General features: G+C 65.3%; 17 protein-coding genes and 6 pseudogenes. 10 read left to right on the top strand and 13 right to left on the bottom strand.

Annotated features, from left to right (window positions below):
- Positions 1–102: 102 nt before the first annotated feature.
- The 5 genes and pseudogenes from IEY95_RS33320 to IEY95_RS33310 form a co-directional block, all read right to left on the bottom strand.
- Positions 103–648: a GrpB family protein gene (locus IEY95_RS33320; RefSeq protein WP_189189901.1), complete on the bottom strand. Its 546-nt coding sequence runs from the start codon at positions 646–648 to the stop codon at positions 103–105.
- Positions 649–652: 4 nt separating this feature from the next.
- Positions 653–916, bottom strand: a complete 264-nt coding sequence (gene merB, locus IEY95_RS33315) for an organomercurial lyase (protein WP_268240533.1) — start codon at positions 914–916, stop codon at positions 653–655.
- A gap of 103 nt (positions 917–1,019) precedes the next feature.
- A pseudogene (locus tag IEY95_RS50845) lies at positions 1,020–1,151 on the bottom strand (DUF6192 family protein); the annotation flags it as partial.
- Between the two features lie 3 nt (positions 1,152–1,154).
- Positions 1,155–1,289 carry a hypothetical protein gene (locus IEY95_RS50240; RefSeq protein ID WP_268240530.1) on the bottom strand — a complete coding sequence of 45 codons (135 nt, stop codon included), beginning with the start codon at positions 1,287–1,289 and terminating at the stop codon, positions 1,155–1,157.
- Between the two features lie 143 nt (positions 1,290–1,432).
- Complete coding sequence (locus IEY95_RS33310) at positions 1,433–1,840, bottom strand: hypothetical protein (protein WP_189189899.1); 408 nt, start codon at positions 1,838–1,840, stop codon at positions 1,433–1,435.
- Between the two features lie 288 nt (positions 1,841–2,128).
- Here IEY95_RS33310 and IEY95_RS33305 point away from each other — a divergent pair, with 288 nt between their 5' ends.
- On the top strand, positions 2,129–2,389 hold the full coding sequence (locus tag IEY95_RS33305) for a hypothetical protein (RefSeq protein ID WP_229703531.1): 261 nt from the start codon (positions 2,129–2,131) through the stop codon (positions 2,387–2,389).
- 78 nt (positions 2,390–2,467) lie between these two features.
- On the opposite strand, the gene IEY95_RS33300 is transcribed toward IEY95_RS33305, so the two are convergent.
- Positions 2,468–3,124 carry an SMI1/KNR4 family protein gene (locus IEY95_RS33300; protein ID WP_189189898.1) on the bottom strand — a complete coding sequence of 219 codons (657 nt, stop codon included), beginning with the start codon at positions 3,122–3,124 and terminating at the stop codon, positions 2,468–2,470.
- A 358-nt stretch (positions 3,125–3,482) separates the two neighbouring features.
- Complete coding sequence (locus IEY95_RS33295) at positions 3,483–4,172, bottom strand: hypothetical protein (RefSeq protein WP_189189897.1); 690 nt, start codon at positions 4,170–4,172, stop codon at positions 3,483–3,485.
- A 107-nt stretch (positions 4,173–4,279) separates the two neighbouring features.
- Between IEY95_RS33295 and IEY95_RS33290 the strand changes: the two genes are divergently transcribed.
- Together IEY95_RS33290 and IEY95_RS51100 are read left to right on the top strand one after the other, a co-directional pair.
- Positions 4,280–7,390: a DUF11 domain-containing protein gene (locus IEY95_RS33290; protein WP_189189896.1), complete on the top strand. Its 3,111-nt coding sequence runs from the start codon at positions 4,280–4,282 to the stop codon at positions 7,388–7,390.
- 76 nt (positions 7,391–7,466) lie between these two features.
- Positions 7,467–7,589 (top strand): annotated as a pseudogene (locus IEY95_RS51100) (transposase); the annotation flags it as partial.
- Between the two features lie 84 nt (positions 7,590–7,673).
- Here the strand turns inward: IEY95_RS51100 and IEY95_RS49470 are convergent.
- From IEY95_RS49470 to IEY95_RS33270, 4 genes and pseudogenes are all read right to left on the bottom strand, one after another.
- A pseudogene (locus tag IEY95_RS49470) lies at positions 7,674–7,766 on the bottom strand (HNH endonuclease); the annotation flags it as partial.
- Between the two features lie 138 nt (positions 7,767–7,904).
- Entirely contained in the window at positions 7,905–8,339 is a 435-nt protein-coding gene (locus IEY95_RS33280; RefSeq protein WP_189189894.1) for an Imm1 family immunity protein, read from the bottom strand.
- Between the two features lie 831 nt (positions 8,340–9,170).
- A complete protein-coding gene (locus IEY95_RS33275; RefSeq protein ID WP_189189893.1) occupies positions 9,171–9,824 on the bottom strand; it encodes a hypothetical protein in 654 nt (217 codons plus the stop codon).
- A 670-nt stretch (positions 9,825–10,494) separates the two neighbouring features.
- Positions 10,495–11,571 (bottom strand): alkene reductase, encoded by a 1,077-nt coding sequence (locus tag IEY95_RS33270; RefSeq protein ID WP_189189892.1) that lies wholly within the window; start codon positions 11,569–11,571, stop codon positions 10,495–10,497.
- 116 nt (positions 11,572–11,687) lie between these two features.
- On the opposite strand from IEY95_RS33270, the gene IEY95_RS33265 reads away from it, so the two are divergent.
- The 5 genes and pseudogenes from IEY95_RS33265 to IEY95_RS49455 all read left to right on the top strand — a co-directional run bounded on the left by IEY95_RS33265 (position 11,688) and on the right by IEY95_RS49455 (position 14,858).
- Positions 11,688–12,065: a MerR family transcriptional regulator gene (locus IEY95_RS33265; RefSeq protein ID WP_189189891.1), complete on the top strand. Its 378-nt coding sequence runs from the start codon at positions 11,688–11,690 to the stop codon at positions 12,063–12,065.
- A 153-nt stretch (positions 12,066–12,218) separates the two neighbouring features.
- A complete protein-coding gene (locus IEY95_RS33260) occupies positions 12,219–12,989 on the top strand; it encodes an SDR family oxidoreductase (protein WP_195826254.1) in 771 nt (256 codons plus the stop codon).
- Positions 12,990–13,051: 62 nt separating this feature from the next.
- Complete coding sequence (locus tag IEY95_RS49465; RefSeq protein WP_229703530.1) at positions 13,052–14,050, top strand: acyl-CoA dehydrogenase family protein; 999 nt, start codon at positions 13,052–13,054, stop codon at positions 14,048–14,050.
- Positions 14,051–14,059: 9 nt separating this feature from the next.
- A pseudogene (locus tag IEY95_RS49460) lies at positions 14,060–14,638 on the top strand (acyl-CoA dehydrogenase family protein); the annotation flags it as partial.
- A 46-nt stretch (positions 14,639–14,684) separates the two neighbouring features.
- Positions 14,685–14,858 carry an acyl-CoA dehydrogenase C-terminal domain-containing protein gene (locus tag IEY95_RS49455; RefSeq protein ID WP_229703529.1) on the top strand — a complete coding sequence of 58 codons (174 nt, stop codon included), beginning with the start codon at positions 14,685–14,687 and terminating at the stop codon, positions 14,856–14,858.
- 172 nt (positions 14,859–15,030) lie between these two features.
- Here the strand turns inward: IEY95_RS49455 and IEY95_RS33250 are convergent.
- Positions 15,031–15,507 (bottom strand): annotated as a pseudogene (locus IEY95_RS33250) (transposase); the annotation flags it as partial.
- A gap of 577 nt (positions 15,508–16,084) precedes the next feature.
- Between IEY95_RS33250 and IEY95_RS50835 the strand changes: the two are divergent.
- Together IEY95_RS50835 and IEY95_RS49450 are read left to right on the top strand one after the other, a co-directional pair.
- A complete protein-coding gene (locus IEY95_RS50835) occupies positions 16,085–16,819 on the top strand; it encodes a mersacidin/lichenicidin family type 2 lantibiotic (protein ID WP_373294594.1) in 735 nt (244 codons plus the stop codon).
- Positions 16,820–16,825: 6 nt separating this feature from the next.
- Positions 16,826–20,018: pseudogene (locus tag IEY95_RS49450) on the top strand (type 2 lanthipeptide synthetase LanM family protein).
- Positions 20,019–20,436: 418 nt separating this feature from the next.
- Here the strand turns inward: IEY95_RS49450 and IEY95_RS33230 are convergent.
- The gene (locus IEY95_RS33230; protein ID WP_189189888.1) at positions 20,437–21,681 is read right to left on the bottom strand and encodes an IS110 family RNA-guided transposase; all 1,245 of its coding nucleotides are present in this window, start codon (positions 21,679–21,681) and stop codon (positions 20,437–20,439) included.
- Positions 21,682–22,368: the final 687 nt, after the last annotated feature.

Here is a 22,368-nt window from a genome sequence, read left to right as displayed (position 1 = left end):
GGATTCAGGAAACCATGGATAATTGGCTGGGAGGGAGAGGCGACTACGCTGACCTGCTCAGCAGATGCCGCGGACGTGGGGGAACCTCGGTCGGCCCCGGTTTCAGGCATCGCTCGGGCCCGTCGTCCAGCCGGTGTGCTGTGCCCAGGCATCGGCCCGCCGGATGATCTCCCACACGAACGGATCCTTCGCTTCGACGTAGCCGTGCCGGTCGCCGCGAAACTGGGCTGCGCAGCGCCGCTTGACCGCGGCGTACTCTGCCGCGGCAGCCGGATGAGAGCGAAGAAAGTCCCGAAACAGCAGCGGGAACTGCTGGGAGAAGCTGCCCAGCTGACGCACGTGGACGTGTGTCCGGCGCCGCCCGGGAGTCTCCCGAAAGTAGCGCTTCGTCCGTTCGGGATTGTCCGCCCGGTACACGAACCCGAGGGCCTCCAGCGGCATCCGGAAGGCGTCCAGCGGATCGAACGATTGCACCGAGATCTGTATGTCGATCACCGGCTTGGCGGCCAGTCCCGGCACCGACGTCGAACCGATGTGATCGATGCGCGCCGCGACGTCGCCGAGCGCGGTGCGCAGCCCGGCGCCCAGGTCGGTGAACATGGCTGGCCAAGCGGGCTCGTAGTCCACGATTTCAACTTGATCTGCCATGCCTTCAGTCTTTCTCGGCGTCCGCAGGTGTCAGGAGGGAGCCGAAGACGGACCGTCCCAGGGCCTCGGCGTGCGCGTGGTCGACGGCCTTGCCGGTGTAGTGGGGATACTGCCTTGCCCAACTGCGGGCGTTGTGGCGGCTGGTGAAGAAGTTCAGTGCGCCGCAGGCGATGTCGGCAGCAGGGCCGGTGCAGGCGCGTTGACCGAGGAAGACGACGGCGGTGGTGGGCTGCCAGGTCATGTGTCCGCCGGTGGAGGTGACGGTGATGGGGGAGGTTCAACCTCACCGAACTCACGCTGCTGGAAGCTCGCGACGAAGGCCGCCAGCTCCTCGTCCTTCGGCGGGCCGTGCTCATGAACGCCGTCGCGCGGATCTTCTCAGCCTGCCGTGTGATCTTCTCCGCCTGCGGCTGCGTCAGGTCGTGGGTGCGCAGCTTGGGCACCAACCGGGCGGCGCCGGTGAGGAAGCCCTGGCACAGCGCGATCAGGTCGCTGTACTCCATAAACTACCGCCAGCCGTGGACGATGCGGGCCGGGTCGTCGAACCGCTCGCCTTCCTCGCCGGCGAAGGTGTTGTCGTAGTCCTGCTCGAACTCGTCGTCTTCCAACAGTTCGGCCTGCTCGAACTGGGCCTCGTTCACGTTCTCCCGGGCCTGCGGGTCGTTATCCGGACTACGGCTTGGCGGTGTGAGTTCTGGAGGGCAGTTGCGTCGCCTCAGGTGAGTTGTCAGGTTCATATGGATATCGGGTGAAGCGGCAGCTTCTCATCCGCTGTCCGGTTTCCCTAGCGGAGTGCCGCAAGAGCGGTATAGGCGACTGCCGAGACACCAACGACGGCTAGGGCGATCCGCTCCTGCCTCGGACAGTACGTCCATGAGCGACGCGTTCGCGGGTTGAACATGTCGTAGTGGCCTGCGAGTGCGAATGGATATCCCGCGAGCAAGAGGACAGACAGACCAAACGCCTTAATTGGGACAGTTGCGCTGCCGATGTCGAGAACGGGTGCAATGAACACCCCGAGCATCGTTACGGCGATCGACAGCAAGTTGAGGATGTCTGCGGGAGGCAGCCACGTGATGTCGCCCTTGCCGCTAACGTCGATCTCTCTATTGATCCGTAGAGCGAATCCGGTGACCTGGAAGCCGGAGACCACTCCGGCCGCGGTCCATAACGATCCAAGATCAGGATGCATCTCACACTACCTCAGCTGACGACGTGACGCGGGGAGTAAGCGTCGCAGCACAACGAGGCTGCGGAACAGGCCGAGGGGCATTCCGGAAACGCGGAAGTCAACCGCTATGCGGCATGCCGCCATAAATGATCTCTGTGCTGGGACCCGACAGCGACGTCACTGTGGCCTTGTGATCACCGGCATGCCGAGATCGATGGGACCCCCCTTGCCGCTGTTGCGTATCCGTTCCAGGCTGCGGTCGAGGGCAACAAGCTTCTCCTTGGCCTTGGTGAGGCTGACCTGGAGTCCTTGGACTTCGCCGAGCCAACCATGGCGGACGGCACCTACCGGCTGTACGACGATGAGCGCTATGCGGCGCCGACCTGGGACGAGACCTGCGGCCGGTCGACGATGTCGGTGAACGTCAACTCTCAGTCGATGGCACGGTTCGGGTCGTCGTTCGCGTCCACGTTCCGGATGCTTGACAAGGACACGTACTGGGTGGATATCGACGGTTTCCAGGACTGCGATTCCACAGCCGACGTGATCACGTGCGCACAGCGCCCGTAGCGTCCTGACCCCTCGTAGCGGTTCGGCCCCCGAACTCGACTTGGGTTCGGGGGCCGGTGCGTCGGCGTGTGGTTGCGTTCACGTCGTGACGGGCCGCCAGCCGTCCTGCTCATACGTGGGGTCGGGGTCGAACCAGGTCAGCCCGTCGCCGGTCGGCGTCAGGTAAGGGCGCATTCCTAGGATGCGGGTGGGGCGCGCCTCGGTCAGGGCGGTGGCGCCGTCTTCCAGCCATTCGGCCAGGTCAACGCCTAGGTACATCGGCTCCTGTGCGTCCGCCCATGTGCCCAGCAATCCCGTTGCCGGGTCGAGGTATGTGCCTTCCATCATGGTGTATTTGGCGCTGGCGGTGACGGGCACGTAGGGCATGGTTTCCTGGTCGGACAGGGCCGACAGGGGCCCACCGTGAGCAGTGATCACGTGCTCAAGTGGGAGCCACGCCTGGCCGTTCGGCATGAAGTCGACCGCGTTAGCCTGCCGGTGCCACGGATCGTCCTCGCCGCGTGGTGCGAAGGGCTGCTCGCCAAGCTCGTCCAGGTCCGCGCCGCGCACCCCGTCGTGGATCAGGTAGAGCGCCCTCAGCGCCGGCGTTATGGCGACGCCTATGGCATGCTCGGTTTGCTCGATCTGCTCAGGTGTCGCCGGCTCCCGCAGCAAGCTGTGAGAAAGCGGCGCGTACGTGCTCAGCCACTCCTCTATACGCCCCCATGCCGCCTCAACCCGAGCCTGTTCGGTCATCGATGCCGTCCTTCTCCTTGGAAGTGGTGTCGAGCCTGGAACACCGTAAAGGCGCTGGCGCGCCTACAGAGTTCATCCGTCTTTCTGGTTCAGGGACGGATCACATGCAACCGCGACGAACGTGCGCGGCACGGGGTCGGTGGGAACGGCAGTAGGTGTCCAGTCGCATGGCAGCGTGGGATGAACCTCACCTGGATCATCGGGCGTTGTCGGCTCCGGTGCGTGAACGGGCCGCATGTCGGCGTTGAGGACTTCCGTCGCGACGTACCCGCCCACGCCTATCACCAGCCCCACGGCGACGAACGCATGCATGGCCCGACTCACTCGCAAGCTCCTTGTCCCGCATCGTGATGCACCCTCACGAACAGCAGCCCAGCCTTTCTGCGTAGGGTCGTGCGTGTGTACGGTCCCTCTCTGGGGAAAGGTAGTCCGGATCCGTATCAGGCAGCAGCACCGCCACCTCAGATGGCGCCATGGCTGCGACGGCCTGCACGACCTTGTGCAGGTCGCTGCCCAGGCCCTCAGCCCTCGCCGCACCATCCAGCCGGCGCTCGAGTTCTTCGCAGCGTCGCTCGGCCTCGGCATGCCGGCGCCGTGCGGCTTCCAACTCCCGTTCGCGAACGGCCATCTCGGCAATCCGGCGGCTGGCGGCCTGTAATGCCTGCTCGAGATCCCGCTCGCGTATCACCGCGCGCAGGACGTCTTCATCGGCCTCGGCAAGCTGGTCCTGTAGCAACAACACGGTGTGATAGGTCGCGTTGCCGGACTCCAAAGGCCTTCGATGCACCACCGTCAAGTACGCCACCACCGCCTTCGTGGGCGCGACCCCGTCACGCCGGAGCGTGGACTGCACCAGCAGTTCGTGGACAAAGCCCAGGGAGGCACTCTGGCCCCGCTCAAAAGACGGGAGATGCAGCCCCCGTCCAGCCTTCGCCTCTGTCGGCACTGCGGCTTGCTCCAGCAGCGGGCCTTCGAATGCACCCGCGTTGGACGCCATGCCGGCGGCCGCGCGGGACTCGCCGCTGAAGATTCGGAGTTTGCAGAACATTAACCGGCAAACTATCGCGCGCGGTCAGCGTGCCGGTCTCGTTCCAGTGCGGCGGATCGCTGTATTTGCGTTCCTGAGGCGCTTGCGCCCCCACGAGAGGGACTTCTATGCAACGAACCGCGAAGTGGCTGCGAGCAATCGCCGCACTGGCGGGATTTGCGCTCGTACCGGCATTCGTGCCGGCCCAGGCACAGGCCGCGGGCACCCGCCCGTTCTCGGTCACCATCACCCATGTCGGGTGCGTCGATCCGTGTTCCGCCGAGGGGCTCGAGGCCGCGTTGGAAGGGCACCCCGACTTCTACGCGAAGGTGTTCATCAACGGCGTCGAGCACCGGACGCCCACCATCGACAACGTCTCCGGCATCGACCCGTACTGGGTCGTGTCCACCGAACTGCCCGACACCATCCAGAACGTTCCCGTCACCATCCAGATCTGGGACGCGGACGACACCTCGGGCGACGACCTGGGCGACGACACCCCTCACGACGACGACAACAACCTCGACTTCACCGTCTCCTACACCGACGGCAAGTGGCGCGACACCGCCATCAACAAAACCGACAATGTGAACTGGCCGCAGTCCTGTTCGTCGGGCGACAGCGACGCCGGATCCGACGAGGACGAACCCGCCGTCAAGGTGTGCTGGGACGTCAGCACGACATCGACGAGCGGAGACGCCGACGGCGACGGCCTGCTCGATGGCTGGGAGCGCAACGGGTACAACGAAGACGGTGACGGCACCATCGATGTGGACCTGCCGGCGATGGGAGCCAAGGCCGACCACAAGGACGTCTTTCTCGAGCTGGACTGGGAGGCGGGGCGCGCGCCCTCCCGCGCGGCCATCCAGGCCATGAAGAAGGCGTTCGCCGCGGCCCCGCCCAACGCCGGTGCGAGCGCGGCGAGCAGGCAGGCGGACAACGGCGGCTCCGGTGTGAACGCACCGCCTAACCCCGACGGCACATCCGGCATCAATCTCCATGTCGACACCGGCGGCCTGCTCGACCCCGCGGGCCGTGAGGGCGGGCCGGTCGGCACCTGCTCCGACGGCATCGACAACGGTGCGGACGGGCTGATCGACGGCAACGACCCCACGTGCAACAGGAGGCTGACCGACTACCTCGACGCGAGCGTCGAGAACCCACAGCCGACCAACTGCGGGGACGGCGTGAACAACGACGGCGACGCCTTCACCGACGACCAGGACCCCGACTGCCTCGTCGGCGACAACCTCGGCGGCGGCGGAGCCATCCCCGCGCCCGGTGCGTGCGGCCTCGACAGTGCCTTCTACGCCTCCAGGGACCTGAGGTTCCAGAAGAACCGGCGGCTGATCTTCCACTACGGGCAGATCTCCGTGCTGCCTGGTGTGGCCACATGCCCGGATCGGATCGGTGGTGAAGGCGAGATCGGGGGCAACGACTTCACCGTCTTCAACCGCGACGCCGGCACGATCATGCATGAGCTCGGGCACAACCTGAACCTGCGTCACGGCGGCTTTCAGGACGATCCCAACTGCAAGCCGAACTACGTGAGCATCATGAACTACGACCTGCAGCGCGGCATCCCCCGCGTCGGCGGCGGCACCATCCTCGACTACTCGCCGCCCAGGAGGACGGTCGACGGCACATCGCGCGGGCAGAATCCTCTGCCCGATCTCAAGGAGAACGCCCTCACCGAACCGACCATTCTCGACGCGGCCGACCCGAACAACCGGATCGTGTTCGTCGACAGTACGGGCCAGAAGGTCCCGAACAACCTCAACACCAGCCCGAACTGGAACCGCGACGTCGATCCGCCGTTCGAGCCGACGGTGCCCCCCACGAACATCGACGACGCCGGCCCCGGCCCGGTGCGCAGGCCCTCCGCCTGCATCAACACCTCGACCGACGAGACCCTGAAGGGCTCCGACGACTGGACCTTCGTGTCGCTGCCGTTCCGCCAGTTCGGCGACTCCGCGAACGCCGCGATCAACCCGGAGAACGACGACGTCCCCACCACCAGCGAGCTCCTCGCGATGGACGAGGAGCAGAACACCACCGACGTCGGGGTCACCGTCACCGACAACCCCGACCCGGTCGCGGCCGGAACGGACGTCGTCTACACCACCGTCGTCACCAACCACGGCTTCAAGCCGGCCGCCGCGGTGACCCTGGTCGACACCCTGCCGTCGCAGGTCTCCTACATCAGCGACGACGCGGCATGCCACCCGTCCGGTGCGACGGTGACCTGCGGCGTCGGCGACCTCCTCCCCGGGGCCTCGCGCACCGTCACCATCACCGCCCATGTGCCGGCAGACCTCGTGTACAACGCCAGCGGCCCGGTCACCCTCACCAACCGGGCGACGGTGGACAACCTCGCGGGCCCCGACCCGGTGGCGGACAACGACACCGCCACCACCAGCACCACGGTGGTCGCCGTCGCCGACCTCGCCGTCACGTCCTTCGGCGTCACCGCACCGCCCACGCAGGTGCTCATCGGGCAGACCCTGGATGTCACACTGCACGGCACGGTGGCGAACAACGGGCCGTCCAGCCCGATGGACGCCGTGGTCGTCACCGCCGCCACGGCCGACCCGGGGGCCACGGTGACGCCTTCCTCGTCAACCCGGAACATCCCCGCACTCGCGGTCGGGACTCCGCAGTCGCTCGACAGCACCTTCACCGTCGGCTGTGCGCAGCCGGGGTCGCACACCTACCGGTTCACCGCGTCCGTCACGCCGGGCCGGCCGGACGACACCGACCCCGTCGCGGCCAACAACCACCGGCCGGCCGAGTTCACCCTCGACTGCGTCGTGCCCGTCGCGATCAACATTCAGCCGGGCAGCAATCCCAACTCCGTCAACATCCCCGCCGACACCGTCCCCGTCGGCGTCCTGACGACCAGGGCCGGCGAATACGCACTCCCGCTGGCCTTCAACGCCACCACCATCCAGCCACTCACCGTCCGCTTCGGACCGCGCAACGTCGTCTACGGCGGTACGGGCGGGAGCACGGAAGTGCACAACAGGGGCCACATCCAGGACGTGGTCGAGCGCACCATGACTCCAGTCGAGCGTGTCAGGGACGGCGACCTCGACATGATGCTCCACTTCGCCTCGGCGCCCTCCGGTCTCCAGCGGGGAGACACCGAGGCCTGCGCAAAGGGTTCGTTCATCGACGGCGCCACCGGCCGGACCTATCGTTTCTTCGGCTGCGACGCGGTCAGGGTCGTACAACCCTAAGCAGCCGCGATCTCCCGCCGCCACTCCTACGCGGCGCGGCCGGGGACTTCGCTGCTCCCGGGCCGAGTCCAGCAGCCTGCCCGCGGCCGCCTGCGCGGCCGCGGGCAGGTCGGGCACCCTCGCGGTGGCCATCGGCATTGACGCCGACGGCCACCGCGAGATCCTCAGCCTGGACGTGGCCACCGCCGAGGACGGCGCCGACCCGGGCGGCGCATGAGCCCTTCCCCTGGCAGCGACCAGCACCATGAGGTGGATCGGCACTGCCCTCCGCGGCCTTCTACCACGTCTTGTCGGCGACCCAGTCGGTGACGTACTGGCAGCGGTAGCCCTCGGACGGGGGCAGCCAGGTGCTGGGGTCCTGGTCGGCTTTGGACCGCCAGCCGGGATAGCCCGCCGGGAAATCCGGCGGGCTATCCCGGCTGCATCAGCGGGAGCAGCTGAGAACGTAATCGACAGTCGCGTCGAAGAGTTCAGGAGATCCCGCCTCACGCCGAGTTCAGAAACGCTGGACTTCCTACTTGCTGTCCAGGTCCTCCGAGAAGTTGGCCGCATCGAGGAGCCCATTTCCATTGAGCCAGTGAGCGATCGCCTCGATGGCGAGATCCCAATCGATGAAGCACCTGGCTGAGATCTCCAGCGAGTCGTCGAAGATCACTCGACGCAACGGACCACCGGGGTGTTCGGTCGACCTGGTAACGGTCTGCCAGAAGTCCTCGTTGGTGTGGATGAGAACCCAACCGTCCAGCGACACACCGATGTTCAGCGTGTCCTCGGGAATGTCCTTTCCTCTCGAGAGGGAGAGCCCTGGAAAGTCTTCCACTCCCGCTTCCCGATAGAGTTCGAGAGCCTTCTCCGCAGCCGTTACCACCTGCCCGACCTGAGATACTTCCAGCCCGGTCTCTCGGTTTGTGGTCGGATGCCAGAACCTGAGATAGTGCTCCGCAGTCACAGCACACGGCACCTCCTTTCCTCGACGCACCCACCATCCCCCAATTCTGGTGAACAAATGAGTGCTGGACAGGTCAAGTAGACCTGCCCAGCACCCACTCATTTCGGAAACGATGAGGCGTCAGTCCGATCCATGCGGATCCTCAGCTTCGGACTCGACCGAGCCGAATGTCAGCTCGGGGCCTGGGGGCCACGGCTCACTCGCGGAGGACAGTGAGGGCGCAGCATAAGGTCTGGGCGCCTCACGCCATGACGGCTCACTCGAAAGCGCTCTTGACGGCGCGACGCGCGTCCGCGCGACACGTCGGACAAGGTCAACGGGCCTGGCTGGGGTTGTGTTGAGGAGCCGGCTGACCGTGGCCGGCGCTGGCCGGTGCCGCTTTCGTCGGCCAGTCGGATCGCGACGCCCTTGCCGTCACGGTGATCGACCCGAAGAAGAACGCGTCGGCGGACACCACCGAACGGCCTCCCTTGACGGACAGGACGCCCACCTTGCTGAGGCCGCCGGCGCACCGAAAACGGTGGCGCCGCCGTCGAGGAGAACACCTTCGACGGCTTCGAACCAGGCCCATGCCGCAACCCTCACGCAGCGTGGCCGCAGATAAGACGGGCCCCAGATGATCCCTGCGACCTCGTCCCGCGTCGGACCGCCGGCAAGGCTGGGCACCCCAAAACGGTCGAAATCGTCACGGATGGTGAGCCGTACGCTGAGACGGCCCAGCTGGGCCAGCCCATCAAAGCGGACGTAGAGCAGCCCATCCGACTGCTCCAGTCTCAACCGGAGTTACCAAGTTAGCGCGCACTGCCCGCCACCGGGCTCGGGGCGTGATCGCTAATGGCCCGTCTTGCGGAGCCACCGCAGCGTTGCAACGAGCTCTTCGCCGAAGTCCTCGCAAAGCGCGAGCAACTCGCGTCCCGCGGACGAGTCGAGCAGCCCATCGGAATCGGGAAAGGTCCGGAGGGCGCCGTGGCAGGCGGACTCGACAACGAAGTTGCGTGAGGCGAAGTAGCCCTCGCCGCTCGTCCGGTCTGCCAGGTTGGCGAGGTATTGGTGGTGCGCTTCCTCCGAGGGATGGGAGTAGAACGAGCCCTCGACGAGACTGTCCAGGTAGCCCGCCAGGCCGGACGACAACTCGACTACTCGTTTGGCCTCGTCCAGGCCTGGCTTGTCGAGCAGCTCGCCGAAGGCCCACAAGCCCCCGAAGATTTCCAATTGGAAGAGCTGGACCGTGTCCGGGTCGACTTCGGACTCGAAGATCGGGGCCGTGCACAGCTCGGCGAATGCCTGGCCGTAGGCGTGGTTCGACTGTTCCCCAGGAGGTTCCGTTGCCAGTCGGAACAGCGACTCCAGCGCATGCGGGTCGACGCCCCAGTCCGCATCCATTTCGAACGCGAGTACCGGCGCACGCCACCGCCACAGCGCCAGAGCGGCGGCCTGACGCTGGCGAACGGGCTTCAGGTCAGCCAACCGCTCGTTCTGTGCCACGTCGGTGCGTCAACCCTTCTGATCGCCGTGCCCCCCGGCCCCTTCGTCTCGGGACACTGTAGAAGCTGCCGAAGGGACCGCGTGATCTTCCGAGCCGTGGCCAACTCAAGCCCGCATCCGAAGCGGGCACACCGGCTCAGAACGTCCTCTGACATCCCCAACAGCCCTCCTGTGCCCGGCCGTTCGGCCCGGAACGGGCCAGCGCCAGAGGTCGAGGCCCCATACAGTCCTCGTCTGCCTGGCCTGGCGGCGCGCGGGGCCCAAGAGTGACGGCTGCTCAACCTCCGCCTGCGATACGAGGCCCCGCACGACGCGCTCACCGGGCCGGCAGGGTAGGGACCACCTGACGTCGACAAGGCCGCCGACCGCTTCCGGCGCGACGTACTCGACCGCCCCGGCGTACGCACGGTGATCGTCCACACGAGCGCGAACGACATCGGCTCCCCCGAGATGGGCGACCCCCGCATGGGATCAGCACGCCGCGTGACCGCACGTCGGCTCATCGAGGCCCGCAAGAAGCCGAGCCGCGCGGCCCGCGCGCGCAGCGTCAAGGCCGTCGTCGATACCGTCCTGCCCCTCCGCCGTGGACCTGGATGCCCTCCGAAGCGGTGAAGCGGGGTGTTCGCCGGGGCGCCGGATGCGTCGGGGGCCGGACGCCGAGGGGGCGGTGTCAGGCCGTGTACTGGTATGCCGGGTAGGTCAGGTACCCCGCGTCGCCGCCCTGGTAGTACGTGGCCTCGTCGACGGGAGCGAGCGGCACTCTGGTGCGCAGCCGCTCGATCAGGTCGGGGTTGGAGATGAAGGCGCGGCCGAAGCTGATGAGCTCGGCCCCCAGGCCGAGCCAGTGGTCGGCCTCGTCCCGGCCGGTGTGCTTCGGTCCCATCGGGAGCACAGGGTTCATGATCAGGGTGCCCTGCCATGCGCGGCGCAGGCCGGCCAGCACCTCCTCCTCGGCGGTGGCTTCGAGGTGGATGTAGGCCAGTCCGAGGCGGGACAGTTCGGTCAGTAGCGCGGTGTAGAGCTCGGGGACGTCGGTCTCCTCGACTCCCCAGAAGGTTACGCCCGGGGACAGGCGGATTCCCGTCCTGGCCGCGCCAACGGCCTCGGCGGTTGCGGACACCGCCTCGACGGCGAAGCGGATCCGGTTGCTCACCGAGCCTCCATAGCGGTCGGTGCGCAGGTTGGCGTTGGACGAGAGGAACTGCGAGATGAGATAGCCGTTGGCGCCGTGCAGCTCCACGCCGTCGAAGCCGGCGTCGATGGCGCGGCAGGCGGCCTGGGCGTACGACTCGGCGTGCTCGGACACCTCGGCGGTGTCCAGGGTGCGCGGGATCGGCGCCGACTGGAGCCCGGTCGGGGTGAACACCTTCCATCCTTCGGCCGCGACTGCCGAGGGACCGACCGGCTGCATACCGGTGGTGTCGGGGTGCGAAACCCGTCCGCCGTGCATGATCTGGGCGAAGATCCGTCCTCCGTTGGCGTGCACCGCATCAGTGACCGGGCGCCACGAGGAGACCTGCTCGTCGGTGTGCAGTCCCGGCGTGCCGGGGTTGGACTGCCCGACCACGTTCGGCTGCACCCCCTCGCTCACGATCAGTCCGGCCGTGGCCCGCTGGGCGTAGTAGGTCGCCATCGACGGCGTCGCCAGACCGCCGGCGGCGGCACGGACCCGTGTCATCGGGGCCATCACCACCCGGTTGGGCAGCGACAGGTCCCCCAGCCGGTACGGGGTGAACAAGGTCGTCATGTCATGGCTCCTTCGTGATCGGCGCCGGACAACCGGGCGCGGCGGCTACGTTAGGACCTGACACTGACGTCAGAGGCAAGGGTTGTGCCTCAGCTCACAGCACAGAGGGAGACGGCGTGCGCATCGGGGAACTGGCATCACGGGCCGAAGTCAGCGTCCGGTCCCTGCGCTACTACGAGGAGCAGGGGCTGCTCACCAGCACCCGCAGTGCCAGCGGACAGCGGCACTACACGGACCACGAGGTCGAGCGGGTCGTGTTCATCCAGCGGCTGTTCGCCGCAGGACTGTCCAGCCGCACCATCGCCGAACTGCTGCCATGCGTCGATTCTCCCAGCGAGGAGAACTCCGACGCCGCGCTGGAGCGCATGGCGCAGGAGCTCGACCGGCTGTCCGAGCGCATCGCCGACCTCGTACGCACCCGGGACGCCCTCGCCGGGCTGATGACCATGGCGCGGGCACATCGGGAGCGCCTGCAGTCGGCGGTCGCCGACTGATGTCCGCGGCGCGGCAGCGCCACCGTCGAGGCGCGGAGGCACGGACGGGGTTCCGTGGGTGCAAGGCTTGGACAGCAGCTAAGCGACTGCTTAGTATCTAGCCTGGGGCGGGGACAGCCTGCCCGTGCCGCCCCTCCCCCTCAAGAGTCCACCGTGATCTCACTGTTCTCCCTCTCCGGCAAAACCGCCCTCGTGACCGGCGGTTCCCGCGGCATCGGCCTGATGATCGCCCGGGGCCTGATCGAAGCGGGAGCCAAGGTCTACGTCAGCTCCCGAAAGGCGGAAGCCTGCGAGGAGGCCGTGCGCGGGCTTTCCGGTCCCGGCCAGGCGGTCGCGCTGCCCGCCGACCTGTCGCGCGAGGAGGAGTGCCACCGACTCGCCGCAGACATCGGCGAGCGGGAGGAGCGGCTGCACATCCTGGTGAACAACGCCGGCGCCACCTGGGGCGCGCCCCTGGACGAGTTCCCGGTCAGCGGCTGGGACAAGGTGATGGACCTCAACCTGCGCAGCCCCTTCCTGCTCACCCAAGCCCTCCTGCCGAAGCTGCGCGCCGGCGGGTCGACGGAGGACCCTGCGCGGATCATCAACGTCGGATCCATCGACGGCCTGCACGTCAGCCCGGCCTCGGCCTACTCCTACGCGGCCAGCAAGGCGGGCCTGCACCACCTGACCCGCGTGCTGGCCAAGGAGCTCGGGCCACAGGGCATCACGGTGAACGCCATCGCGCCCGGCCCCTTCGAGTCGAAGATGATGGCCGCGACCCTGGACGCCATTGGCGAGGCGATCGCAAAGGCGGCTCCGCTGCGCCGGATCGGGCGGCCGGACGACATGGCGGGCGTCGCCGTCTATCTGGCCAGCCGTGCGGGCGCCTACGTCACCGGCGCCGTCATCCCCGTCGACGGCGGCCTCGGCACCACGGTCTGACCGGCCGGCGACAGCTCCCCTCCCCCTCGCACAAGCAACCCGAACCCGAGAAGAAGAGGACCATGGCCTCCCTCCTGCTCTCCCGCCGAGACCTCGACTTCCTGCTGCACGAGTGGCTCGACGTCGAATCCCTGACCGCGCGCCCCCGTTTCGCCGACCACTCGCGCGAAACCTTCGACGCGGTACTGGACCTCAGCGAGACGATCGCCGCCCGGCACTTCGCCCCGCACAACAAGAAGAACGACACCCAGGAGCCGCGCTTCGACGGCGAGCGGGTGCACATCATCCCCGAAGTCGAAGAGGCCCTGAAGGTCTTCGCCGGGGCCGGGCTGATCGGCGGGGGCATGGACCACGAGGTGGGCGGCATGCAGTTGCCCAGCGTGGTGGCCAACGCCTGTTTCGCCTGGTTCCAGGCAGCCAACGTGGGAACGGCCGCCTACCCCTTCCTCACCATCGGCAACGCCAACCTGCTGCTGGCCCACGGCACCCCCGGGCAGATCGACACCTATGTCCTCCCCATGGTCGAGGGCCGCTTCTCCGGGACCATGTGCCTGTCGGAGCCACAGGCGGGCTCCTCGCTGGCTGATGTGCGCACCCGCGCGGAACAGGCCGACGACGGCACCTACCGCCTGTTCGGTAACAAGATGTGGATCTCGGGTGGCGACCACGAACTGACGGAGAACATCGTCCACCTGGTCCTGGCCAGGATCCCCGGCGGCCCGCCCGGGGTGAAGGGACTCTCGCTCTTCATCGTCCCCAAGGTCCTGGTGGGGGCCGACGGGACGCTCGGCGAGCGCAACGACGTCGCCCTGGCCGGCCTCAATCACAAGATGGGGTATCGAGGGACGACGAACACGCTGCTGAACTTCGGTGAGGGCGCCTTCCGGCCCGGCGGGGCCCCCGGTGCCGTCGGCTTCCTGGTCGGGGAGCCCCACCGCGGACTGTCCTACATGTTCCACATGATGAACGAGGCCCGCATCGGTGTCGGACTCGGTGCCACGGCGCTCGGTTACACCGGCTACCGGCACGCCCTGGACTACGCGCGCACCCGGCCCCATTGACGCCCGCTCATGGTCAGGGACGCCACCACCCCCCAGATCCCGATCGTCGGGCATCCCGATGTCCGGCGCATGCTCCTCGCCCAGAAGTCGTACGCCGAAGGCGCGCTGGCTCTCATCCTGTACTGCGGACGGCTGCTGGACGACGAGCGCACCGCCCCGACGACCGACGAGCGGGCCAGGGCCGGACTTCTGCTGGACATGCTCACCCCGATCGCCAAGAGCTGGCCCTCCCAGTGGTGCCTGGAGGCCAACAACCTTGCCATCCAGGTCCACGGCGGCTACGGCTACACCCGCGAGTACAACGTCGAGCCGTTCTACCGGGACAACCGCGTCAACCCCATCCACGAGGGGACGCACGGCGTCCACGGCCTCGACCTGCTGGGCCGAAAGGTCGTCATGGACGGCGGCACGGGACTGCGCCTGCCCATCGAGACCGTCTCCATGACGACCGCCCGCGCGGCGGCCGCCGACAACCAGGCCGCCGGCTTCGGACGGCAGCTGGACGCCTCCCTCGCCCACGTCGCCGCCGTGACACGGCGCCTGTGGGAGGCCGGGGACGCCGAGAGCGCCCTCGCCAACGCCTCGGTCTATCTGGAGGCCGTGGGACACGTCGTGGTTGCCTGGATGTGGCTGGATGTGGCTGGAACAGATGCTGGCCGCCGCCGGACGCAGCGGCGCCTTCTACGAGGGCAAGCGCCGGGCGGGTCAGTACTTCCTCCGGTACGAACTGCCCAGGACGGAGGCGCAGTTCGCGCTGCTGGAAAGCCTCGACCGCACCACCCTCGACATGCCCGCGGACTGCATCTGAGCTTGCCCTACCTTCCAAGCGTGGGTCTGAGCCGGTCATTCGTAAGATCGGCGGACCCAGGGGTTGTCACCGTGTCGTCGTCTTCGACCAGCGCGGCCACGAGGGCCCGACGTTCGGTTCGGATGGCATCGGCTCCGGCCCCACGGCCCAGGACTACCTGACGGTCCTGTTCGAGCAGGTCGGCGTCCGTGGGGTAGTCGATGTCGGCTTCCACCACGGTCGTGTCGATGCGCAGCTTGCGGCACCGCAGCAGCTTGTCCTCGACCAGCTTGCCCAGCAGGACGGCGTTCAGCTCTTCCACCGTCTGCGCGCCGCTGCGGCGCACCAGCTTGATCAACGTGGTCGGGTGCGGCACCGGGTAGGCCAGCGGGATGCGGCAGAACCGGCGCCAGCTCAACGAGTCCGAGACCTCACAGCACAGGGTCTCGTAACCCAGCTGGTAGCGGTGCTTGAGATACAGCAGGCGCAGCAGCGTCTCCACCGGCACCGACGGCCGCCCCAACCGCCCGGCGAACACCGCCCGCCACGGAGCGATGAATCGCTCGTCGTCCAAGAATGCATCGACCTGGGCCAGCTCGGCAGGTAACTGCCGCGCGTGCTCCGGTAGCACCTCCCACCAGGCATCCTGCACTCCCGCGACACGCAACACTGCCCCACCCCCGGCCGCAACGACCCGCCTCCACTGTCGCGGCCATGGCCCGGCCCTCACCAGCTCTCCCCAGAGGACAACCCAGAGGCAGCCCCGGACTTCTTCAGGGGCAAGTAGCTAACATCACCCACCTCACTTTGCAAGTCGAGGACGCAAATTCACCCATTTGGCCCATTCGACATGCGATCTATCGGCTATTCAGGTTACGTGGGTACTGCCTCTTCCAGTAAGGAGGCTGAGGATGATGACGAACGATATCTAGACCCCCCGCTTGATAGCTGACCTATACGAGCGCTGGTCGCTGGACACGGTCGTTGAGGTAGCGCACGCCATTGCTCGGAATTTTGCACGCCATCCGCAGCAGTACGCTCAAGTCCCAGATGAAACCATAGATGACCTTACCGCCCTAAACTTCCGCACGGGATCTGATCCTGATTGGCCGGATGCTCGCCAGCGAGCCGCCTACTACAGCGGGATCCTTGGGAGCTCGATCCGCACAGCGAGTGCTGGAATTCGACGGGCAGCCATTGCCGCCGCTGAGCAGGTATCCGATCACGGCCAGGAGTTGCTGGGCCAAGTGTGCCAAGATGCCGCAAGGTCGCTTGCTGCCAGTATTTCGGTACACGAAGCACTGAACATAGCCCGTGCAGGCCAACCGGTCATCGCTATTTTTGAGACGTCAGTCAGCGTGTTGAAGAGTCCCGAAGTAGCTCAGGCCTTCGGCACGCGAGTGGCGCCCGGTGATGAGTGGCCACTCGGTGGCGACCTAAATGCCACCGGCTCGCATCTCATAGAAGTGGTTACTTCGAAGCTCCAAAGTGCGCAGATTACCGCAGTGCATCGTATCTCGCAGGCGCGGTTTCTCCTTTTGCAGCGAATTGCTCACTATGGAGCGCTTACGATCGCTGCGGCAGCAGGCGGGACCGTGGAGGAAGGCGATGGAACAGCCCACCTGCTGAACAACGCATACAGTTGGGCAAGGGCACTGCAGGAATTGGTTCCTGGCATCGTCCGTGCGTGGAAAGATCCGGATTACTTGCGTAGTCTGACGGCGACCGAGCTGGCACTGTTGCCTGAGAATCCTGCCGGCGCAGTGGACCTTAGCGGTACAGAACTAGACACTCTCCGCGCGAATACCCTAGGCAGGATGAGGCAAGAAGATACATACACGGTAAGCGGCGAGATTTGCTGCTGTGACAGCCTAGAGCTGTGCGCAACAATGGATCCCATCTGTCCCCCTGAACCGCCATTTCCTCCAACAGATACCTGCAGCCCATGTTCGCTCACAGGGTTCTGCACTTTCAATTGCTAGGGTCGCATGAATCGAGAACTTTCTGAAGCAGCCGACTGGTACCGCGCGTTGACGCTTGCGGAGCGGATCGCTTTGCTGTCTCCACATATAACCCGGCCTAGCACGAATGGCGCGGCAGGTATCGATGACAGGCACCTGGAGCGCTGGCGCTCCGAAGCCGGATTCCCTTCCAAGGATACGCTTGCACAGCGCTTGGCCGTTGAGGGGATCTCAGAAGGAGACTTTTATACGGTGCTCAGCGAGCAAGCCGATCGGTTGCGGGCGAGGGTTACGCAGCAGCCTTGGTGGCTGGCGGAGGTCCATGCGGCGTTCAGGCAGGCCACCGACTCTCCGGCTGCCTCAACTGTTCCTATACATCCAGTTGGCTCAGGCGCACTGACCGAACTCCTTGGCGTGATCGAACCGATCCTCTCAAGGGCACATAAAAGGGTCCATACGGGCGGGCAAAGATTGATCCGTACGCACTGTGAGCCGCCTATTGATGAAAGCGTCATCGATGTACTCGGTACTCGATTGGTTCCGCAACTTCTGCGGATGCTTAGCCAGGCGATGGCACTGGAATTGCACATTGCTCGCCTAGAGGGACGCCTGGCCGGCAGCACTCCCGAAGAGCGCTTTACGAATTTTATCGCACAAATCAGCGAACCCGGGAGAGCGTTTCAATTTCTAGAAAAATACCCGGTCTTGGCTCGGCAGCTTGTGACAGGTGCTCACCAATGGACAGTGACCAGCCTCGAATTTCTAAACCGGCTGTGCAAAGACTGGCCTTTCCTGTGCGCTGCCATTGATGGGCTATCGAAAAATGACTTGTTGATTGATGTGGATGATTATGCGGGGGACCCGCACCGTCGTGGACGCAGAGTGATTGTAGCGACATTCCGCTCAGGTGCGCGAGTCGTGTACAAACCGCGCCCGATGGCTTTGGATCAACACTTTCAAATGCTGCTCGCATGGCTCAATAAGCGAGGTGACCATCCACCCTTCCGGCTCATGGAAATAGTAGACCGTGGCAGCTATGGATGGAGCGAATATGTCCCGGCTTACGGATGCAGCACGACTGACGAAGTAGAACGTTTCTATCGTCGTCAGGGTGCGTACCTGGCATTGCTTCGTGTATTGGGGGCAACGGACTTTCACTATGAGAACCTCGTCGCCTCCGGAGAGCACCCAATGCTGCTGGATTTGGAGACCCTCTTTCATCCACAGCTGGAATCTGACTCAGGAGTAACCGATCAGTACGCGCCAGGGGGGATGACCGACTCAGTCTTGCGCGTCGGCCTCTTGCCCTATCGGCTATGGGAGAGCGCCAACTCTGACGGTATCGACCTCAGCGGTCTGGGAGCCACCAGCGGACAGACTACGCCATTCCTCGTCCAGTCTTGGGAAGGAGTGGGTACAGACGACCTGCACCTAATCCGTAAATCTATGGTAATGCCCAAGCCGCGGAGTCAACCCGTCCTCCAGGGAGAACCAATTGCAACGGCAAGGCATGTCGAAAGAGTGGTTGACGGGTTTGTTCAGATGTACCACCTGCTTCTTGAGTATCGGGGTGAACTACTCTCCGAAGCTGGGCCGCTAGGGTGGTTTCGGGATGATGAGGTGCGGGTTGCTCAGCGAGAGTTTTCATCCCCATCTACTGCGTGATGCTCTCGTTCGTGATCGATTGTTGGACCGACTGTGGATGCGTGCATTGCATGCACCTCATCTGGCTAAGATCATCCCGGCAGAGCAGGCAGATCTACAGCGGGCCGATATCCCGTTGTTTGTTACCCGCCCAAGTGTGCGTGACCTATACACAAGTCGCGGCGAGCGGGTGCAAGGATTCTTTCCGAAATGCGGAATTGACCTCGTTCATGCACGCATAGAAAATCTTGACACAGATGACCTGCAGCGGCAGCTATGGCTGGTGCGAGCTTCTTTGGCAACTCTTGTGCCTCCCCAGGAACGTCCACGGAGACATCGCAATGACTATCCGTCCAGTCACAACGCAACGGCAGACGGCGAGCTCCTCTTGGCTGCGGCTCGCGCCATTGGCAACAGGCTGGAAACACTAGCGTTTGCGGATGGGGAGGGAGTCCGATGGATGGGGATGACGCTGACCGCCAAAAATCGATGGTCCGTTGTTCCTCTGGGGCTCGATCTGTACGACGGTCTTCCCGGAGTAGCTCTCTTTCTTGCCTATCTTGGAGAAATAACTCGGGAAGAACGCTACATTGCGCTGGCACGTACAACATATAGGACTTTTCGAAAGGATGTTGAACAGGCTAGCTCAACTCTCAGAGGAATTGGGGGTTACGACGGCTGGGGTGGGCTGCTCTTCACACTCATGCATCTAGGAGCGCTCTGGAGCGAACCAGATCTGCTCCATGAAGCCACGCAAATCATAGACATCCTCCCGCAGTTGATTGAGCAAGATACGGACTTTGATATTATCGGCGGTGCTGCGGGATGCATTGCAGCTCTGCTGAGCGCGCATCAATGTATATCATCGAATAATGCTCTTGCTGTCGCTACCCAATGCGGTGAGCACCTGCTGTCCAGAGCTGAATCGATGAACAGAGGAATCGGCTGGATCAGGCCATCGCTCGCCCCGGTTCCGCTAACGGGTTTCTCGCATGGGGCGGCTGGCATCGCATGGGCACTACTACGACTTGCGGCTATAACTGGTCAAAGTCGTTTCCGCGGTGCTGCACTTGCCGCCATGGAATACGAGCGCAGCCACTACCGTCCCGTAGAGGCAAATTGGACTGACCTGCGCGTGGAGACCCAGCTCAAGCAGGGTGAGCGTGCGATGACGGCCTGGTGTCACGGCGCCACCGGTATCGGTCTAGCACGCCTGTGTTCATTGCAGCTACTTGACGATCCTGCTATGAAAGAGGAAGTCGAAGCTGCCCTGCGGACCACCCTATCCAAAGGGTTTGGCGGTAACCATTGCCTCTGCCACGGCGACCTAGGAAATCTGGAGCTGTTGATACAGGCGGCTGACACAAAGATGTGGGAATGGGTCTCGGCGGATCTGCAGCGGATTACTACCTCGATCCTCGGTGACATTCACCTTGGATGGGCATGTGGCATGCTGCCAGACATTGATTTGCCCGGTCTGATGACGGGACTCGCGGGAATCGGTTATCAGCTGCTCCGGATTGCTGCACCTCGAACTGTTCCATCAGTGCTCTTGCTGTCTCCCTCCCCCCGCTGATAATTTCCTTTTTAGCCTAGATACCAGTGACCATACTTCGAGGGTCTCTCATAGCCTTCGCTCTCGCCCCTCGTGCGGACACTGCGATGAGTCACAGAGACGGGCCGCGGCATCCGATGCGTAGTCACGATGCCTTCGGCGATGAAGGGCGCGGCCTCCAACACCTCGGCCAGCCGCGCGACTTCCTCCCGGAGACCCTCCACCCGCACACGGGCAGCCGCCTCCCGCTCCTCCAGCATTCCCAGCACCGACGCCACCGCGCACCCCTCGACAATCAAGCGGACACAAGACGCCGGCATGCCTCCCTCACCCCGAGCGAAACCATGCCTGACGCGTAAATAGCAACAGGTCAGGGTGAGTGCGGGCAGGACTGGGGCCCGGTGGCTACGGAGGGCCTCCGGGTATATGGGTCTGCCGGTCAGGCTGCGGTCTCCCTCGGGTTGAGGGTGACGGTGTAGCCGAGTTGGTTGAGCTGGGTGATGGCCCGTCGGGTGGCGCGTTCGGGGTCGCGTTGGGCGAAGTATGCGCCGCCGAGCTCGTGATATGGCCTGCCGTCGGTGAGCATGTGCCAGATCGCGGTGATGATCGAGTGCTCGACGGCGACGAGGGCCCTGAGCGGGCCGCGCCGGGCGGTCAGCCGCTTGTAGCGGGCCTGCAGGTAGGTCTCCTTGGTTCTCACCGCGCCGAACGCTGCCAGCCCGAGGGCGCCTTTGAGATACGGGTTGCCGGGGCGGACCCGGGTGTTCTTGCTGCGGCCGGCGGACTCGTGGTGGCCGGGGCAGACCCCGGCCCAGGACGCGAGGTGCTTGGCCGAGGCGAACCGGCTCATGTCACCACCGGTCTCCGCGACGATCACCTCGGCGACAGCCTGGTTGATACCGGGGATGGTGTCGAGCAGGTTCAGGACGGGCCGAAAGGGCGCCATCGCCGCCTCGATCCGCCCGTCCAGCTGTCCGATCATGCCGCTGAGCTGGTCGTACTGGTCCAGATACAGGCGGGCGAGGAAAGCGTGATGCTCGCGGAAGCGGCCGGTCAGGGCCTCGGTGAGCTCGGGGATCTTATTGCGCAGGCGGCGCTTGGCCAGCTCCGCGAGGACCTGCGGGTCGCGTTCCCCGTTGATGAGGGCTTCGAGCATGGCCCGGCCGGAGACGCCCATGATGTCGGCGGCTACCGCAGCGAGCTTGATCCCGGTGTCTTCCAGCAGCTTCTCCAACCGCTGGGCGATCTGCCCACGTTCCCGGGTCATCTGGGTGCGCGTCCGCGTGAGATCGCGCAGCTCACGCACCGGCTGCTCAGGGACGAACGAGGCCCTCACCAGGCCGTGGGCGCCGAGCTGGGCCAGCCAGGCCGCGTCCGACACATCGGTCTTGCGGCCGGGCAGGTTCTTGACCTGCCTGGCGTTGACCAGGATCACGTTCAAGTCCTCGGCCAGCAGGTAGTAGAACGGCTTCCAGTAGTCCGACGTCGCCTCGATCACCACCAGAGTGACCTCGGCAGCCAGCAGATGATCCCGCAGCGCGAGGACCGCGTTCGTCGTCGAACCCCACGTCGTGGTCTGGTTCGTGAACGATCCCCGCCGCTTCGCGCTCGGAGTACGGACGCACACCTTGGCATCCTTCTTGCTGATGTCCACCCCAACGCAGCGTTCGTGCAGCACGTCCACGGCCCTGCTCCCTCCCTCACCGAACGGCCAAGTAGTACGCCGTTCCGGGAGGGCCAGGGTGAAGCAGGATTCCTGACGCACGTGCTCACAGCAACACTCCACGGTTCCCGTGGACGGCCCTCAGTACCACGCTGACCAGCGAACTCACCGGCATCACAGGCATATCGGTCTCGGCCGGAACGAACCCCTCCAGCGTCCTGGACCCGCCTCAGCCCACGTCAGGGCACACAAGAAGCACCACCGGCGCGCGCCACGGATTTACCACGCCCCCGGCGTGCACCGAAGGTGCGCTGAATCGCTGACCAGCACAATCACGAACTCCACGCCTGATCAGCGATCTCACTCCAGAAGAGCCGCGCCCTTCTCAAAACCGGAGCCCTGGCCGCTCATGGGCATTCTCGGCTGCCCCCTACGCGGGGCTGAGAGTGATGGCCGGTGACGGTTCTCCCGCCGTGCCCGGTGCCGACAGCGCGGGCGGGCCCAACGCGACCGCGGTGCTCACGAGCACGTCTGTCAGCGTCGGCCAACGATTCGAGTGGCAGAGGACATGAGTCACACGGACGGAGAGAGAAAACTGACGGGGAACGACCGAGCCCTGGCTCCGGGGGCAGGACGCAGCCCTGTGCGAGTCATCTCCCATTCTCCTCCGCCTCTCCGGTCTTTGCGCGTCGTTGTCGGGCCCCGGTG

Origin of the sequence: Streptomyces albiflavescens (genome assembly GCF_014645835.1) — a bacterium.
GTDB classification, from domain to species: domain Bacteria; phylum Actinomycetota; class Actinomycetes; order Streptomycetales; family Streptomycetaceae; genus Streptomyces; species Streptomyces albiflavescens.
The sequence above is the reverse complement of the archived record's forward strand: the minus strand, read 5'-3'. Positions and strand labels throughout refer to the sequence as shown.

Excerpts from the sequence above, each read along its gene's own strand:
- IEY95_RS49465 (WP_229703530.1), top strand. The coding sequence starts at position 13,052 with ATGGCCTCCCTCCTGCTCTCCCGCCGAGACCTCGACTTCCTGCTGCAC.
- IEY95_RS33270 (WP_189189892.1), bottom strand. The coding sequence starts at position 11,571 with ATGACGACCTTGTTCACCCCGTACCGGCTGGGGGACCTGTCGCTGCCC.
- IEY95_RS49455 (WP_229703529.1), top strand. The coding sequence starts at position 14,685 with ATGTGGCTGGAACAGATGCTGGCCGCCGCCGGACGCAGCGGCGCCTTC.
- IEY95_RS33295 (WP_189189897.1), bottom strand. The coding sequence starts at position 4,172 with ATGTTCTGCAAACTCCGAATCTTCAGCGGCGAGTCCCGCGCGGCCGCC.
- IEY95_RS33320 (WP_189189901.1), bottom strand. The coding sequence starts at position 648 with ATGGCAGATCAAGTTGAAATCGTGGACTACGAGCCCGCTTGGCCAGCC.
- IEY95_RS33300 (WP_189189898.1), bottom strand. The coding sequence starts at position 3,124 with ATGACCGAACAGGCTCGGGTTGAGGCGGCATGGGGGCGTATAGAGGAG.
- IEY95_RS33310 (WP_189189899.1), bottom strand. The coding sequence starts at position 1,840 with ATGCATCCTGATCTTGGATCGTTATGGACCGCGGCCGGAGTGGTCTCC.
- IEY95_RS33290 (WP_189189896.1), top strand. The coding sequence starts at position 4,280 with ATGCAACGAACCGCGAAGTGGCTGCGAGCAATCGCCGCACTGGCGGGA.